Genomic DNA, 16,301 nt, shown 5'->3' with positions numbered 1-16,301 from the left:
CGTCTAAATACTGAGATAGATTTAGCGTAAATCCCTTTTTCAATCCCATCCACACAGTTATTTCCACTTCATGGTCGTGAAATGTCTTTATTTTTGTACACCTCTTGTGGTGGGGGGTTGAGATGTTTTTATTGAACAGTGAACGTTTTAGCACTTTTACCCCTAGATATATCAGTAAGTGACTAACAATTGCACAGACACACTTTGTTCGCATTGAAAGGGTTGCTGGAATACAATCTGTGGCTTAACTTTAAAGGTAGGTGGACGGGTTCAGTGGATGGCAGCAACGCCCCGCCACAACGACAGCCTAGACACCCAAATAATGCATTGTAAGTGGTTATGAGTAATTGGAACGAGTGGGCGCTCCCTGATGCTGACATCGCAGCGTCAGAGAAGACGAAGCTACAACCGCCATCTATGTACAAGGTGGTGCTGAACAACGATGACTACACGCCGATGGAGTTTGTCATTGAAGTGCTCCAGACGTTTTTTTCCATGGACGTGGACAAAGCGACGCAAGTCATGCTGACGGTGCACTACGAAGGAAAAGCCGTTTGCGGTGTGTTCACCGCAGAGGTAGCGGAAACGAAAGTGGCACAAGTGATGATGTACGCCAAAGAGAATGGTCATCCATTGCTGTGCACCATGGAGAAAGCATGATTTCTCCGGCACGCTTTAGCGCGGTTATTGAGGGAGGTGCCTTATGCTGAACAAAGAACTTGAAGCGAGTCTCAACGGAGCCTTTGCACGTGCGCGTGAAAAGCGCCACGAATTCATGACGGTGGAGCACCTGCTTCTCGCGTTAATCGACAACGCCGCCGCTCAAGAAGCCCTGACAGCTTGCCGCGCAGACCTAGATGGCCTGCGTAAAGAGCTCGATGCGTTTATTGAGCAAACTACCCCTCTTATCCCTGTTGATGACGAATCACGCGAAACGCAACCGACACTGAGTTTCCAGCGTGTACTGCAACGCGCGGTGTTCCACGTGCAATCGTCAGGGCGCAGCGAAGTGAGTGGGGCGAACGTATTGGTCGCGATATTTAGCGAACAAGAATCTCACGCGGCTTACCTTTTGAAAAAGAACGACGTGAGTCGCTTGGATGTGGTGAATTTTATCTCTCACGGCACCACGAAAGATGACAACGACGATTTGCCCAGTAGCGACATGGGCGCTGAAGAGGCGAGTGGCGAGCCAGGTGAAGATAAGCTGGAAAACTTTGCCACCAACCTGAATCAGCTCGCGCGGGTCGGGGGCATCGATCCTTTAATTGGTCGTGACAAGGAACTGGAACGCACCATTCAGGTGCTATGCCGCCGTCGTAAGAACAATCCGCTGTTAGTCGGCGAAGCCGGCGTGGGTAAAACCGCTATCGCTGAAGGCCTCGCATGGAGAATCGTAGAAGGGCAAGTCCCTGATGTCATCAAAGATTGCGTGATTTACTCGCTGGATATTGGCTCGCTTCTGGCAGGCACCAAATATCGTGGCGATTTTGAGAAGCGCTTTAAGTCCATTTTAAAGCAGCTTGAGAAAGAAGATCATGCCGTACTCTTTATCGACGAAATCCACACCATTATCGGTGCGGGGGCAGCGAGTGGTGGACAAGTTGATGCCGCAAACTTGATTAAGCCATTGCTAAGCAGCGGGAAGTTACGTTGTATTGGCTCAACAACCTATCAAGAATATGGCTCCATCTTTGAGAAGGAGCGTGCCTTGGCACGTCGCTTCCAGAAAATCGATGTCATTGAACCGTCTATCGATGACACCACGAAGATTTTGATGGGATTGAAGCCGAAATATGAAGCGCACCATGAGGTTCGCTATACCAACAAGGCGATCCGTGCGGCGGTTGAACTGTCGGCTAAATACATCAATGAGCGTCATTTGCCAGATAAAGCGATTGATGTGATTGATGAGGCTGGGGCGCGTTGTCGGATGGCGCCAGCGAGCAGGCGTAAGAAAACCGTGAATGTTGCGGACGTCGAGTCGATGATTGCCAAGATGGCGCGTATCCCAGAAAAATCAGTGTCGTCGTCGGACAAAGATGTGCTTCAGTCGTTGGAAGATAAGCTGAAGATGCTGGTGTTCGGTCAAGACAAGGCGATTACGGCGCTGTCGGAAGCGATTAAGCTGAGCCGAGCGGGACTAGGCGAGGAGAACAAGCCTGTGGGTTCGTTCTTATTCGCAGGCCCAACCGGTGTGGGTAAAACCGAAGTTACGGTGCAACTGGCACGTGCCATGGGGATCGAGTTACAGCGCTTTGATATGTCCGAATATATGGAGCGCCACACTGTGAGTCGACTGATTGGTGCGCCTCCAGGTTACGTGGGTTACGACCAAGGTGGGTTGTTAACTGATGCAGTGATCAAGCATCCACACTCTGTGGTGTTACTGGACGAAATCGAAAAAGCGCATCCGGACGTGTTTAACTTGTTGCTACAGGTGATGGATAACGGGACGTTGACCGATAACAACGGTCGCAAAGCGGACTTCCGTAACGTCATTTTAGTCATGACTACCAACGCTGGTGTGGCAGAGACGGTCCGTAAGTCGATTGGCTTGATTCAACAAGATCACAGTCACGATGCGATGTCGGAAATTAAAAAGGTGTTCTCACCGGAATTCCGTAACCGTTTAGATAACATCATTTGGTTTAATCACCTTGATGAAACGGTCATTCTGCAAGTGGTTGATAAGTTTATTGTTGAGTTACAAGCTCAGCTGGATGCGAAAGGTGTGTCTCTGGAAGTGACATCCGAAGCGAAGCGCTGGCTTGCCGAAGAGGGCTATGACAAAGCCATGGGCGCGCGTCCAATGGGCCGGGTGATTCAAGACAACCTGAAAAAGCCGTTGGCAAACGAGCTGTTGTTTGGCTGCCTAGTGAACGGAGGGACAGTGCGTGTTGTGCTTAAAAACAACCGCTTGGATTTCCAATTCAGCGACCAGATGGAACCTGCATAAAGCGTAGGAGAAGTCTGATAAGCAAAACCCGGCGCATGCGCCGGGTTTTTTGATCGCGTTATGAGGATTAACGCGAACGGAAAACGATGCGACCTTTCGACAAATCGTAAGGGGTCATTTCAACAGTGACTTTGTCGCCGGTCAGGATGCGGATATAGTTTTTGCGCATCTTGCCTGAAATGTGGGCAGTCACCACGTGACCGTTCTCTAGCTCAACGCGGAACATAGTGTTAGGTAGCGTGTCTAGCACGGTACCTTGCATTTCAATTACGTCTTCTTTTGCCATTGAATCCTCTTAGGCTTACTGTTTTAGCCAATTTTTTGACCGACAGATAATGCCTCTATTCTGAAAGTCTGTAAAGTTCGGGTGCGAATTTTACCCTGTTGACGCCAAGCTTGCTAGAAAAAATAGCCACTAAGCGGTGGATATGGGCAAGCTAAAGAGTCGCCATTGGTGATTTATAAAGCGTTGGTGCGGGAAGTAATCCGCTTTATAACGCATGGCTGGACAATCATCAATTTGATAGCCCAGATAAAGCCACGATTTTTTCTCGGCGCTGGCATACTCAAGTTGAGCTTGAATGCAGACGCGTCCTAATGAAAAACGATGGAACGGGTCAAAAAAGCTGTATAAGGCGCTTAAACCATCACTCAGCACATCGGTAACGGCAATCGCAACTAAGGTCTCTTCACCGCCATCAGGGTCATACAAATGAATAAAGCAGGGGTGAAGCCAGTCGCTATGGGTGAAGGCAATAAAGTCCTCTGCTTTAGCTGGGTACATATTGCCATCAGCATGACGCGCGGTGATGTATTGATCGTAAAGTGAAAACCAGTTTGGGTCGAGCTGGTCGCTAACCTTTACCCGAAGCCGTTTGAGTTGGCTGCGATGGCGCTTTTGGCTTTTACTTGGTTGATACGCGGCAACATCAATGCGCAAGGATTGGCACGCATTACAGTGAGGACAGTGCGGGCGATACATCATGTTACCACTGCGGCGAAAACCGGCGTTGATCAGTTGCTGGTAACCCTCAGGGTGGTGCATGTCAGGGGATAGCACGACCGCGAGCTGTTCGTTCTCTGTCGATATATATTGGCAGCGAGAGGCTGGAGTAAGGCCGACCTTTAGCGCGACGCTCATGACTGCCTCTCACGAAAGTCCGCGATAACGTGCGGCATATATGCGGCTTTTAAGCGTGAGTCTCGTGCCGCGTATAGGGCGTGAATAAACTCATCCCGCGGCCATGCCTTGGCGCCGAGAGAGGCAAGGTGGGGCGTCATCATTTGGCAATCGATGTACTGACCACCTTGAGCTTGAAAGTGACGACAAAACTGCCAAAGCGCGAATTTCGAGCCATTATCGATAAGCGAAAACATGGATTCACCGCAGAAAAACTGTCCTACGGCGACACCATACAATCCCCCTACGAGTTGGTCCTCTTGCCACACTTCGACACTGTGCGCATCGTGCTGCTGGTGGAGGGCGAGGTAGGCCTCACGCATCTGGTCGGTGATCCAAGTTTGCTCAGGGCCCCTGATGGCGGCACATTGATGAATCACTGCCTCGAAGGCGTGATTGATGGTCACGGTCACTTGGCTTTTACGCGCCGCTTTGCGCAAGCTGCGACTGACGTGAAAGTCAGAGGGACGAATGATGGCCCGTTCGCTTGGCGACCACCAAAGTAACGGGTCTTCTTCACCAAACCAAGGAAAAATACCACTTCGATAGGCAGACATCAGCCGTGCAGCCGAGAGATCACCGCCAATGGCTAACAGGCCATCTGGGTGGGCGAGTGCATCGCTCACCGGAGGAAAGCGAAAATCATCTGCTGCTAATGGCGGCAAAAAGAGGGTCATACCCGCAGTCTCTCCATGTGTTACAAGCGTTGTCGCAGTTGTGCATAGCGTCCGTTTGCCGCCATGAGTGCAGCATGATCGCCTTGTTCGACAATCTCTCCGGCATCCATGAGACAAATGGTGTCCATTTGCTCAAGCCCGACCAAGCGGTGAGTGATAAACACCACGGTTTTGTTTGCACAATGTTGCTGTAGTAAGGATAGGATCTGCGCCTCCGTTTGCACATCTAGCCCTTCGGTTGGCTCATCTAATAAAACGATAGGTGCGTCATGCAGAAGGGCACGCGCAATACCAATCCGTCGTCGCTCGCCACCAGAAAGCTGTCGGCCTCCATCTCCCATCCACGCATTGAGCCCTGGCTCGGCCAGCAAGGTCTGCAAGCCTACTTGGGTTAACACTTGCGTCAGCGTCTCGTCGCTGGCCTGCGGGCATGCCAAGATCAGGTTATCGCGCAAGGTGCCATTAAACATGTCGACCCGTTGTGTGACCACAGAAATCGCTTGGCGTAACGCCGGCTCTGACCATTGACGTAACGGCTTGCTGTCAAGATGGATCTCGCCGTCGCTTGGATCCCATGCGCGTGTTAACAAGCTAAGCAGGGTTGATTTTCCACATCCGGTCCGACCGAGTAGCGCCACTTTTTGCCCCGCATGTACGTGCAAAGAAATGTGGTTTAAGGCAGGGTTTGCAGTCTCTGGGTATTGATAACTGACGTTATCCAGCTTGAGCTCACCTTGCACCGCATCGGCATGTCCTTGCGGCGGAAAATAGACACTGGGTGTACGCTCTGTAATCCGGTTGAGCCGCTTAGCCGCGGTCAGGGTTTTCCCCAAATATTGGAAAGCCGCGGTGATGGGCATCATCAACTCAAAGCTTGCCATCGTGGTAAACGCGACCATTGCAATCAGCGGATCGGGCAAGCGACCACCCACACCATCGGCAGCTAACCAAATCATCAAAACTAAGGTTAAACCGGTTGCCGCCATCAGCACCGCATTCGCCCAGCCGGTGACGTTTGCCATGTTCGCCTGCGCGGCTAGCATGGCTTTTTCACTGTCATCAACCCGTGCACGATAACGGGATTCTGCGCCAAAAAGGGCGAGTTCGGCATGGCCTTGCAGCCAATCGAGTAGGGCGATTCGGGTAGCGGCATTTTGTTCTAATTGCTGGCGTCCATGTTGCTTACCAAGATGGTAAAAAATAACGGGTAACCCCAGCAGTAACGCCAATAAACAGCCGCCTAACGCTAGCCCTAAGGTTGGGTCGAACCAACCCAAAAACAGACTCACAGCAAGGACGCCGAGGGCGCCAACAACCATGGGACTGACCAAGCGCAGATAGACGTGATCCATCGCATCAACATCGGCCACCATGCGATTGAGCAGGTCGCCATCACGCACATTCAGGGTTTGATCCGGCACCAAAGGCGCAAGCTTACGGAAAAACGCTACCCGTAGGTCGGCAAGCAATTTAAACGTGGCATTGTGGCTGACGACGCGCTCTGCCCAGCGCCCAAAGGTACGGCCGATAGAAAAACCACGCACGCCAGCAGCGGGCAACATGTAATTGAAGGTGGCCATGCCAGTGAGTCCAGCCACGGCCGCCGCAGCGATAAACCAGCCTGATAAGGTTAATAGGCCAATCGCGGCAAACAAGGTGGCAAACGCCAACACCATGCCCAAGCTAAGACCAAACCAGTGACGCTTATACAGGCGTAAGTAGGGGAGTAGTTCACGCATCGAGATTTCTCCTGTCTGCTGAGGCTAGCATGTCAGCAAGCTGCCCTTGAGCGGCGATATCTTTGAATTTGCCTTGCTGAGTGATGGCGCCATCAGCCATGACCCAAACCTGATCGCAGTTGTCGAGCGCATCGAGGCGGTGTGACACCTGAATACAGGTTTTTCCTTGGGTCGCTGTGTGTAAGCTCAAATTGACCAGTTGTTCGCTGTGGGCATCAAGGCTTGCCGTCGGCTCATCCAATACCCATAGTGCACCGTCTTGCAATAAAGCACGTGCAACCGCGATACGCTGTGCTTGGCCGACTGATAGCCCGCCATTACGATCGCCAACGGGATGAGCCAGCCCGTCAGTCAGGCGCATAACAAACTCATCGACATAGGCTTGTGTCATCACATGATTAATCGATTCAGGCGTGGCATCAGGGTTGGCGAGCGCAATGTTGTCACGAATAGAGCCATGGAATAGCTGTGGATTTTGGCCTACCCAACTGATCGCTTGGCGCCAATGGGTGAGTGAGAGCGCTCGGCGCTCACAACCGTTAATGATCAGACTGCCGCGATAGGGTAAAAAGCCGAGCAGTGCATTCAACAGGCTCGACTTACCTGCGCCACTGACGCCAATAAGTGCAATATGCTCACCGGCTTTGACGTCAAAATTGAGCGGCCCCGCCAAGACATGGCCATCAGGGCTGAGCACTTCGAGGTCACGCGCGGTGATGGTGACAGCCTCTAGATCGGGTGTCTCTTGGCCTTGTGTGCCGGTATCCGGTTGCGCATCGAGAAACTCGACGATGGATTCGGCAGCCCCAATCGCTTGGGCTTTTGCGTGATAAAACGTGCCAAGATCACGTAATGGCTGGTAAAACTCAGGCGCGAGCACCAGCACAAATAAGCCAGTAAATAGCGATATCGGGGCACCATAGTGGCCAAAGTTCAGTTCACCAATGAAACTGAAACCGAAATAGACAGCCACAACTGCAATGGAAATGGCCGTAAAAAACTCGAGCACGGCAGACGACAAGAAAGCCAGTCTTAGCACTTCCATGGTTCGTTTACGGAAGGTGTGTGACGCTAGATGCAGTTGTTCGGCTTCTGCATCAGTGCGATTGAACAGTCGCAGTGTCGGTAAGCCACGCAAACGGTCATAAAAATAGCCTGACAGTCGTTGCAGTGCTTTGAAATTCTTGCGATTTGCGTCGGCGGCTTTGATCCCCACCAAGGCCATAAAAAAGGGCACTAGCGGTGCGGTAATCAAGAATATCAAGCCGGAGGCCCAATTGATCGGGAACACGGTGACGAGAATCACCACGGGGATCAATACGGCAATCGCCATTTGCGGTAAATAGCGGGCAAAGAAGTCCTGTAATTCTTCGACTTGCTCGAGGAGCAAGCTAGCCCAACTGCCCGCCGGACGACCTTGAATACTCACGGGGCCGAGTTCATGAAGACGATTCAAGATCAACTGGCGAATATGGTGGCGAATAGTTTGGCCACAGCGATAGCCTGTTCGCTCTTTGGCCCAACTACAGGCCGCACGCAGTAATACTACGGCCCCCAGACCAATGAAACTGGGCAGTAAACTGTATTTATCGGCTTGTTCGATAATGAGCTGATAAAGCAAATGGGCGAGGAGCGCTGCTTGGGCAATGAGTAGCAGTCCAGATGTAAAGGCTATGCCAATCGTCGCAACTAACCAGGGTTTGGCTAACACGCTCTGCGACTTGAGCCATTTCGTTAGCGCCCGCTGTTTAGATTTATCCATATCGTCTTATTGTTTTATGAAAGGCCTGCGAGTGAGGCAGAGCAGGCTGCTCAGGGGCAGCCTGCGTGGGATCGCGCGAGGGTTACTTCTCAGCTAACCCGTCAAGGTAGCGCTCAGCATCGAGTGCTGCCATACAGCCGGTGCCCGCTGACGTGATCGCTTGGCGGTAGACATGATCCATCACATCGCCAGCGGCAAACACGCCTTCAATGCTGGTTTGTGTGGCGTTACCGTTCAGGCCGGAAGCCACTTTGATGTATCCGTTTTCCATCTCCAATTGACCGGCAAAAATGTCAGTGTTTGGCTTATGACCGATAGCGACGAATACGCCCATGACATCCAGCGTTTCTGTCGCATCACTTTGGGTGTCTTTTAAGCGCACAGCAGTGACGCCCATTTCATCGCCAAGCACCTCGTCCAGCACACGGTCAGTGTGTAAAACGATGTTACCGTTCTCAACTTTGTCCATCATGCGATCCACAAGGATTTTTTCCGCACGGAAGCTATCACGGCGGTGCACTACATGGACTTCAGAGGCGATGTTAGACAAATACAAGGCTTCTTCGACCGCGGTATTACCACCGCCAATCACAGCCACTTTTTGGTTGCGATAGAAAAAGCCATCGCAGGTTGCACAGGCGGAGACACCACGGCCTTTAAAGGCTTCTTCTGATGGCAAACCAAGATATTGTGCGGATGCACCTGTCGAAATAATTAAGGCATCGCAGGTGTATTCGCCACTGTCGCCTTTTAAACGAAATGGGCGCTGAGACAGATCAACGTCGTTGACGTGATCAAAAATAATCTCGGTGTCGAATTTCTCCGCATGGTCTTTCATGCGGTCCATCAAGGCTGGACCCGTGAGGCCTTCTGGATCGCCAGGCCAGTTTTCTACATCTGTGGTGGTGGTTAGCTGGCCGCCTTGTTGCATACCCGTGATCATGACTGGATTCAGGTTGGCACGCGCCGCATAAACAGCAGCGGTGTAGCCAGCAGGGCCTGAGCCAAGGATCAATAGGTTAGCATGCTTAATGTTACTCATTCACGTCTCCGGGCAGGATAGAGGTTCGTTTTGAATGGCCTGATTGTAGGTAAATTGGACGGGTAAAGAAAGGGCACCGTGACGGTGCCCTGTGATTGTAGGGTACAAAACGCACATTAATGTGCAGCTTTTAATGCGTCCATGGCATCAACGTAAGGAAGCTCAAAGCCTTCAGCCACTTCTTTGATGGTGACTTGACCATGAATAACGTTCAAACCATTGCGCAGGTGTTGATCTTCTACCAAGGCATCGCGATAGCCTTTGTTAGCCAACTTCACGATATAAGGCAGGGTCGCGTTGTTGAGAGCAACGGTAGAGGTACGAGCGACCGCGCCAGGCATGTTAGCAACACAGTAGTGAACCACATCATCAACAATGTAGGTTGGATCCGCATGGGTGGTCGCGTGTGATGTCGCAAAACAGCCGCCTTGGTCAATGGCAACATCGACCACGGCCGCACCTGGTTTCATGCGCTTGATGTGGTCTTCGTTAACCAGTTTCGGCGCGGCTGCACCTGGGATCAGTACCGCACCGATAACCAGATCAGCATTGAGAACGTGTTGCTCCAGTGTTTCTTCTGTGGAGTAGACCACTTTTGCGCGACCTTGGAATTCTTCATCCAAACGACGCAGTGTATCGACATTTTTGTCTAAAATAGTCACGTCAGCACGTAGGCCAACGGCCATGCGAGCTGCGTTTGAACCGACAACACCACCGCCGAGTACTACGATTTTGGCCGGTTCAACGCCTGGAACACCACTTAGTAGCATGCCTGAGCCGCCGTGTGATTTCTCCAGTGCTTGTGCACCTGCTTGAATAGACATACGGCCCGCTACCTCAGACATAGGTGCAAGGAGTGGCAATCGACCTTTAGAATCTGTTACGGTTTCATAGGCGATACAGACGGCTTTACTCTTAATTAAGTCTTCTGTTTGTGGAAAATCTGGTGCAAGATGCAGATAGGTGAATAAAATCTGTCCTTCACGGAGCATGGCACGCTCAACTGCTTGCGGCTCTTTGACTTTAACAATCATCTCGGCCTTGGCGAACACGTCAGCTGCGGTAGGAAGGATAGATGCGCCGGCGGCTTTGTAGTCGTCGTCAGAGAAGCCAATACCGTTACCAGCGTTGGTCTCTACGTAAACGGAGTGGCCGTGAGAAATGAGTTCGCGGACACTTGCTGGAACCATCCCAACGCGGTATTCATGGTTTTTGATCTCTTTTGGAACGCCAATGATCATGCTGTCACCTCTTGTTTATTCAGTGTTATCGGCTGGCTAGTTGTTGATATTGTCAATTTTCAGGCTAGTATAAAGGGAAAAAATCAGCATTTGATGCTAAAATTTATAAAGATGTTATTTAATTCGGTATATCTTTTTGCAAGGAAGTAACAAGGTGGAATAAAAAATGGTAGATACCAAAAAAAAGCCCTCCAAGGAATTGGACCGCATTGACCGCAACATCCTGAATGAGCTCCAAAAGGATGGGCGTGTTTCAAACGTTGAGTTATCTAAACGAGTCGGTCTTTCTCCTACCCCCTGTCTCGAACGTGTCCGTCGCTTGGAGCGCCAAGGCTATATCACTGGCTATACGGCGCTGCTCAATCCCCAGTTTCTCGACGCATCATTGCTGGTGTTTGTCGAAATCACTTTGAACCGTGGCGCACCAGATGTGTTTGAGCAATTCAATAAAGCGGTTCAAACACTGGAAGACATCCAAGAATGTCATCTTGTCTCCGGTGATTTTGACTACTTACTTAAAACACGAGTAGCTGATATGTCGGCATATCGCAAGTTATTGGGTGAAACCTTGCTGCGTTTGCCCGGTGTGAATGACACACGCACCTATGTGGTAATGGAAGAGGTGAAGCAGAGCAATCATTTGGTGATTCGCACCCGCTAAACCTGTTTGCCAATCGCGACATGGGTGTCGATCCCCAAACGATGAAACCGAGCCACCGTGCTCGGTTTCTTTTTTGCCTTAATCAGCAACAATTATGTGATATCTCGGTAAAGATTCATCGCTGACTCGCATCATGCCTGCTGTTCAGGCACGAATGTGGTAAAGTCAGTGCAGTGGCGAATGCAAACCTCAAACCATGGTGGGGAATGCGAATAACGAAAAGTATTAAACAGGTGATGATGGAGTTTTCTTTGCGTCGTGAGCCCAAATCGGCTCAGCCCAAGGTGCGATTGGATGGCGCTCAGCGTTTGAAAGAGTGTGGCTTTATCTTGGTGCTGGCAGCGGCCGTCTTTGTGATGGTTGCGTTGCTGTCTTTTAATCCGGCTGATCCCTCTTGGTCACAAACTGCTTGGCACGGTGATGTGCATAATGCGGCAGGTTCGTTAGGGGCGTGGGTCGCCGACAGCCTCTTTTTCTCATTCGGTATTTTGGCCTACCCATTACCGCCAGCTGCCATGCTGGGTGGTTGGGTTTTCTTGCGCCGCCGTGGCGACGACGAGCCACTCAACTACACGATTTTAGCCGCGAGGATCTTAGGGCTTTTCGTTCTATTCCTAACCAGTTGTTCGCTAGCCGATCTCAATTTTGATGATTTTTGGCATTTCTCCTCTGGGGGAGTGATGGGCGATGTCACCAACAGTTTGGCATTGCCACTGCTTAACGTACTAGGCACCACATTGGTGATGCTGTTTTGTTGGGCTGCAGGGTTTACATTGTTTACTGGGATCTCTTGGCTAAGCATTGTGGATAATCTAGGGTCGGTGACCTTAAAGGCCACTACTTGGTTGGTTAACCGCCTCCGTGGCGATAAGGTGACTGAGCTTGGCAAGCCTGCTGCACAAACCGTCACCGAGTCAGACAAGGTGACTGACGCGGCAGAGCCGATGGAATTAAGTGATTTGCGCCGCTTCACCCCGTCTCCGAGTGTGCAAGAAGTCCCAGAGGATAGGGCATCAGCCGCACCAAGCACGCCGATTATCTTTGGGGGACAAGCCTTACCCGCCGATGACGATGGCAAAACACGGGATGACCCTGAGCCTAACTTTGGACAGTGGCAAGGGGTTGTCGAGCCAGAAGACGAACCAACCCAACCGAACGTACCGCTGCCGGATGACGCGCCGGAGGATGAAACATTACCGCCGTGGCAAGAGACCGATGCATCCAGCGATGGAAGTGACGAAAGTGAAGAGGTGGCGAGTGAGCCGGTATCTCATGAAACCACCTATGGCAATCAAGACGGTTTGTCTGAGTTAGAGCGTGCCGAGCAAGCCGCTGGGGCGGCTGAGGACGATGAAGATCCGTTCCAAGAAACGATTCGTAAAGCGCAGCAAGCCCAGCAACAGGCTGCTGGGCTCGATCATCCTTTCTTAGTCAAAGATGAGCCAAACTTGCCAAAACCTGCCGAGCCTTTCCCGACCTTAGATTTGCTTGATCCTGCGCGAAAAACCGCTTCACAGGCGACACGGGAAGAACTTGAACAAATCGCGCGGTTAGTCGAAGCACGACTTGAGGATTATAAAATCCAAGCGCGTGTTGTGGGGGTTTATCCCGGCCCCGTGATTACGCGTTTTGAGCTGGACTTAGCGCCGGGTGTCAAAGTGTCGCGCATTTCTGGATTGTCGAAAGACTTAGCGCGTTCTTTGTCGACCACCGCGGTGCGGGTAGTGGAAGTGATCCCAGGTAAACCTTATATCGGACTCGAGCTACCCAATGAAAACCGCGAGACCGTCTTTATGTCGGAAGTGGTTGGTAGCGAGCGCTTTAAGAACAGCAAGTCGCCGATTTCTGTGGTGTTAGGAAAAGACATTGCCGGTGAAGCGATTGTGACCGATTTAGGCAAAGCCCCTCACTTACTGGTCGCCGGTACGACTGGCTCGGGTAAGTCGGTGGGTGTGAACGTCATGATCGTCAGTATGCTTTACAAAGCGGCACCCGAAGATGTCCGCTTTATCATGATCGACCCGAAAATGCTGGAGCTTTCCGTGTATGAGGGGATCCCGCACTTGCTCACCGAAGTGGTCACCGACATGAAGGATGCGGGCAATGCATTGCGCTGGTGTGTTGGCGAGATGGAGCGACGCTACAAGCTAATGTCGGCGTTAGGTGTCCGTAACCTCAAAGGTTTTAACGAGAAAGTCAAAGCCGCTGAGGCGGCGAATAACCCGATTCCAGACCCACTCTGGAAGCCGAGTGATAGCATGGATGAAACGGCTCCTACGCTTGAGAAGCTGCCCTATATCGTCGTGGTCGTTGATGAGTTTTCCGATTTGATGATGGTGGTGGGCAAAAAAGTGGAAGAGCTGATCGCCCGTTTGGCGCAAAAGGCCCGCGCCGCGGGTATTCACCTAGTGCTTGCCACCCAGCGCCCATCCGTTGATGTGATCACCGGCCTTATCAAAGCGAACATTCCGACCCGGATGGCTTTCACCGTCTCCACGAAAACTGACTCGCGCACCATCTTGGACCAAGGGGGTGCAGAGTCGCTGTTAGGCATGGGGGATATGTTGTTCATGCCCAACGGCTCTAACCATCCTATCCGTGTGCACGGCGCGTTTGTCAGTGACGAAGAAGTGCACCGTGTGGTGAATAACTGGAAAGCGCGCGGTAAGCCGCAGTATCTCGAAGAGATCACTCATGGCGATCAGGGGTCCGATAGCTTATTGCCGGGAGAAACGCCGACGGGCGCAGACGGCGAAGAGCTGGATCAGCTGTTTGACCAAGTGGTTGAGTTTGTCACCGAAAGCCGCCGTGGCTCTGTATCAGGGGTGCAACGCCGCTTTAAAATTGGCTATAACCGCGCGGCTCGAATTGTGGAACAACTGGAAGCACACGGTGTCGTAAGTTCACCGGGCCACAACGGTAACCGAGAAGTGTTGGCGCCGCCGCCACCGAAAGCGTAATCAGATGGACGTTGTATGAAAATGAAAGCTTTTTATCGCCACCTCATCGCGATGCTGACGCTGATGTTTGCAGTTGCCGTTCAAGCGCAATCAACAGCCCAGCAACAGCTAATGGACCGATTGAGTAAGGTGGATGCCTTTAGCGCCAATTTTGAACAGGTCGTGATCAGCCCTGAAGGAGAGCAGATCCACGCTGCAAAAGGACGACTATCCATTGAACGTCCCAACTTGTTCAATTGGACCACGACCACACCCGATGAAAATATCATGATCTCTGATGGGGAAACATTGTGGTACTACAGCCCGTTTGTCGAGCAAGTCACTGCGATGTGGTTAGACGATGCGACTGCACAAACTCCGTTTGTGTTGTTAACCCGCAATCAGCCAGACGATTGGCAGACGTATACCATTACCCAGCAAGGTGACACCTTTACCCTGACCCCAAAAACGGTAGGGAGTATTGGCACCTTTGCCGTGACGGTAAAACCGGATGGAACCCTGACTCATTTTCGGGTGACCGAGCAAGATGGACAGCAAAGCCAATTCACGCTCAGCCAGTTTAGTCGTCAGGCACCGGATGCATCCTTGTTTGAATTTACACCACCGGACTCGGTGCTGGTGGATGATCAACGTCAGCCGCGTTAATCACGGGAGAGAAGATTGTCGACACTACCGCTAGATTTTGCTGACGACTTTCGGCCGCTTGCTGCTCGCATGCGGCCGGTTTCGTTAAATCAGTACATTGGCCAGCAGCATTTATTGGCCGAGGGCAAGCCTCTTCGCCGCGCCATCGAATCTGGCAGTCTGCATTCAATGATTTTTTGGGGTCCACCGGGCACAGGCAAAACCACCTTGGCAGATATCGCTGCTCGTCAAGCCAATGCGGAAATCGAACGATTGTCTGCGGTCACCTCGGGCGTGAAAGAAATTCGCGATGCAATTGTGCGTGCAGAGCAGAATAAACAAGCCGGAGTACGTACTGTCCTGTTTGTTGATGAGGTTCACCGTTTCAACAAAAGCCAACAAGACGCGTTTTTACCGCATGTTGAAGCGGGGACAGTCACCTTTATTGGTGCCACGACTGAAAACCCCTCTTTTGAGCTAAACAACGCCTTGCTATCTCGTGCGCGGGTGTACCGGCTGAGTGCGCTTGAGCGTGATGATTTGATTGCGGTGATTGACCAAGCTTTGGCGGATAAAAACCGAGGGCTCGGTGAGCGAGAGCTACGTTTTGATACGGGAGTGAAAGACGCTCTGGCGGACACCTGTAGTGGCGATGCGCGCATGGCTTTGAACCTGCTGGAAATGTTAGCCGATATGGCTGATGGCTCGGTGACCATGGCGATGCTGAAAGACGTCGCTGGGGAGAAGGTGGCACAGTTCGATAAGCAAGGCGACGCATGGTATGACCTCATTTCAGCATTTCATAAGTCCGTGCGCGGCTCTAACCCAGATGCCGCCTTGTACTGGTATGCCCGTATCGTGTCCGCGGGTGGTGATCCCTTGTACGTGGCGCGTCGATTGTTAGCGATCGCCTCTGAAGATGTAGGTAACGCCGATCCGCGTGCCATGCAGGTTGCATTGAACGCATGGGATTGCTTTACCCGAGTCGGGCCGGCGGAAGGTGAACGCGCGATCGCACAAGCGGCGGTGTATCTTGCCTGTGCTCCTAAAAGCAATGCAGTCTACACCGCGTGGAAACAAGCGCTTCGCGATGCAAAAGCGACGGCGAATGCGCCTGTCCCTATGCACCTTCGCAATGCACCGACGGCCCTGATGGAAAGTTTGGGACATGGCGACGGGTATCGTTATGCCCATGATGAACCGAATGCCTACGCCGCTGGTGAGCGTTATTTGCCCGATGAAGTCAGTGATGTGCGTTATTACCAGCCCGTTAATCGCGGGCTAGAAATTAAAATCGCTGAAAAGCTCGCCTTTCTGGACGAGCTTGACGCAAAAAGCCCGCAAAAGCGCTAGGCAACTTCACCCTTTTTGGGTAAGGTTTAAAGTCCGGCTGCACCATGAAGGCGCAGTCGCCTAGTAGTGGTGACATCCACGGTCACCCTCGGCCAATCGCGTT

At 51.8% G+C, this 16,301-nt stretch carries 13 protein-coding genes; 6 read left to right on the top strand and 7 right to left on the bottom strand.

The window, feature by feature from the left end; translation table 11 throughout:
• Positions 1 to 339: 339 nt before the first annotated feature.
• Positions 340 to 660, top strand: coding sequence for an ATP-dependent Clp protease adapter ClpS (gene clpS / locus BZG84_RS09420; RefSeq protein WP_077480147.1), 321 nt, complete (start codon positions 340 to 342; stop codon positions 658 to 660).
• Between the two features lie 43 nt (positions 661 to 703).
• Complete coding sequence (clpA, locus tag BZG84_RS09415) at positions 704 to 2,959, top strand: ATP-dependent Clp protease ATP-binding subunit ClpA (RefSeq protein WP_077661726.1); 2,256 nt, start codon at positions 704 to 706, stop codon at positions 2,957 to 2,959.
• Positions 2,960 to 3,026: 67 nt separating this feature from the next.
• Here clpA and infA read toward each other — a convergent pair whose 3' ends face one another.
• The 7 genes from infA to ald form a co-directional block, all read right to left on the bottom strand.
• Positions 3,027 to 3,245, bottom strand: a complete 219-nt coding sequence (infA, locus tag BZG84_RS09410) for a translation initiation factor IF-1 (protein WP_069588804.1) — start codon at positions 3,243 to 3,245, stop codon at positions 3,027 to 3,029.
• A gap of 129 nt (positions 3,246 to 3,374) precedes the next feature.
• Positions 3,375 to 4,100, bottom strand: coding sequence for an arginyltransferase (locus tag BZG84_RS09405; protein WP_077480149.1), 726 nt, complete (start codon positions 4,098 to 4,100; stop codon positions 3,375 to 3,377).
• Positions 4,097 to 4,816: a leucyl/phenylalanyl-tRNA--protein transferase gene (gene aat / locus BZG84_RS09400; RefSeq protein WP_077480150.1), complete on the bottom strand. Its 720-nt coding sequence runs from the start codon at positions 4,814 to 4,816 to the stop codon at positions 4,097 to 4,099. Before aat ends, BZG84_RS09405 begins: the two co-directional genes overlap by 4 nt.
• Before the next feature lie 20 nt (positions 4,817 to 4,836).
• On the bottom strand, positions 4,837 to 6,555 hold the full coding sequence (gene cydC, locus BZG84_RS09395) for a heme ABC transporter ATP-binding protein/permease CydC (protein WP_077480151.1): 1,719 nt from the start codon (positions 6,553 to 6,555) through the stop codon (positions 4,837 to 4,839).
• Positions 6,548 to 8,317, bottom strand: a complete 1,770-nt coding sequence (gene cydD / locus BZG84_RS09390; protein WP_077480152.1) for a heme ABC transporter permease/ATP-binding protein CydD — start codon at positions 8,315 to 8,317, stop codon at positions 6,548 to 6,550. The genes cydC and cydD overlap by 8 nt, the downstream gene beginning before the upstream one ends.
• Before the next feature lie 82 nt (positions 8,318 to 8,399).
• On the bottom strand, positions 8,400 to 9,359 hold the full coding sequence (gene trxB, locus BZG84_RS09385; protein WP_069588816.1) for a thioredoxin-disulfide reductase: 960 nt from the start codon (positions 9,357 to 9,359) through the stop codon (positions 8,400 to 8,402).
• Positions 9,360 to 9,475: 116 nt separating this feature from the next.
• The gene (gene ald / locus BZG84_RS09380; protein WP_069588818.1) at positions 9,476 to 10,600 is read right to left on the bottom strand and encodes an alanine dehydrogenase; all 1,125 of its coding nucleotides are present in this window, start codon (positions 10,598 to 10,600) and stop codon (positions 9,476 to 9,478) included.
• A 166-nt stretch (positions 10,601 to 10,766) separates the two neighbouring features.
• Between ald and lrp the strand changes: the two genes are divergently transcribed.
• From lrp to BZG84_RS09360, 4 genes are all read left to right on the top strand, one after another.
• Positions 10,767 to 11,261, top strand: coding sequence for a leucine-responsive transcriptional regulator Lrp (lrp, locus tag BZG84_RS09375; RefSeq protein WP_069588819.1), 495 nt, complete (start codon positions 10,767 to 10,769; stop codon positions 11,259 to 11,261).
• Positions 11,262 to 11,500: 239 nt separating this feature from the next.
• Positions 11,501 to 14,221 (top strand): DNA translocase FtsK, encoded by a 2,721-nt coding sequence (locus BZG84_RS09370; protein WP_077480166.1) that lies wholly within the window; start codon positions 11,501 to 11,503, stop codon positions 14,219 to 14,221.
• 15 nt (positions 14,222 to 14,236) lie between these two features.
• Positions 14,237 to 14,866 (top strand): outer membrane lipoprotein chaperone LolA, encoded by a 630-nt coding sequence (gene lolA, locus BZG84_RS09365; RefSeq protein ID WP_108743610.1) that lies wholly within the window; start codon positions 14,237 to 14,239, stop codon positions 14,864 to 14,866.
• A gap of 69 nt (positions 14,867 to 14,935) precedes the next feature.
• Positions 14,936 to 16,198, top strand: a complete 1,263-nt coding sequence (locus tag BZG84_RS09360) for a replication-associated recombination protein A (RefSeq protein WP_077480168.1) — start codon at positions 14,936 to 14,938, stop codon at positions 16,196 to 16,198.
• Positions 16,199 to 16,301 lie beyond the last annotated feature (103 nt).

The sequence above is a fragment of the Salinivibrio sp. PR932 genome (genome assembly GCF_001996125.1).
Lineage (GTDB): Bacteria > Pseudomonadota > Gammaproteobacteria > Enterobacterales > Vibrionaceae > Salinivibrio > Salinivibrio proteolyticus.
The sequence above is the reverse complement of the archived record's forward strand: the minus strand, read 5'-3'. Positions and strand labels throughout refer to the sequence as shown.